Source organism: Nonomuraea sp. MG754425 (assembly GCF_021699195.1).
GTDB lineage: Bacteria > Actinomycetota > Actinomycetes > Streptosporangiales > Streptosporangiaceae > Nonomuraea.
Genome location: NZ_SSXE01000508.1, coordinates 1 through 460, shown reverse-complemented (window position 1 = coordinate 460; position 460 = coordinate 1). Strand labels below are relative to the sequence as shown.

Sequence of the window (460 nt, the reverse complement as noted above, 5' to 3'; positions counted from 1 at the left end):
GGGCGTCGAGGGCGGCGGTGGGTTCGTCGCAGATGAGCAGGTCGGCGTCGCGGTGGAAGCCGCGGGCGACGGCGATGCGCTGCCATTGGCCGCCGGACAGTTCGGCGCCGTCTTTGAAGCGGCGGTCGAGGAGGGTGTGGTAGCCGTGGGGGAGGGTGTCGATGACTTCGTCGGCTCCGGCGACGGCGGCGGCCGATCGTAGGGCGGGTTCGCCTTTGCCGGTGCCCATGGTGATGTTGTAGCGGGCGGTGAGGGGCCAGCGGGTGTGGTCCTGGGCGATGACGGCGGTGCGGCGGCGTAGTGCTTCGGGGTCGACCTGGCGTAGGTCGGTGTCGTCCCAGTGGACGGTGCCGGTGTCGGGTTCGTACAGGCCGGCGAGGATCTTGGCGAGGGTGGTCTTGCCGGAGCCGTTCTCGCCGACGAAGGCGACGATCTCGCCGCGTTTGATCTCGACGGACAC

The 460-nt window shown here is 70.2% G+C and carries 1 protein-coding gene; it reads right to left on the bottom strand.

All coding sequences use genetic code 11. The features are described from left to right. Nucleotides 1–460: ATP-binding cassette domain-containing protein (locus FAF44_RS53745; protein WP_237111201.1), on the bottom strand; the 460-nt coding region annotated here is incomplete at both ends.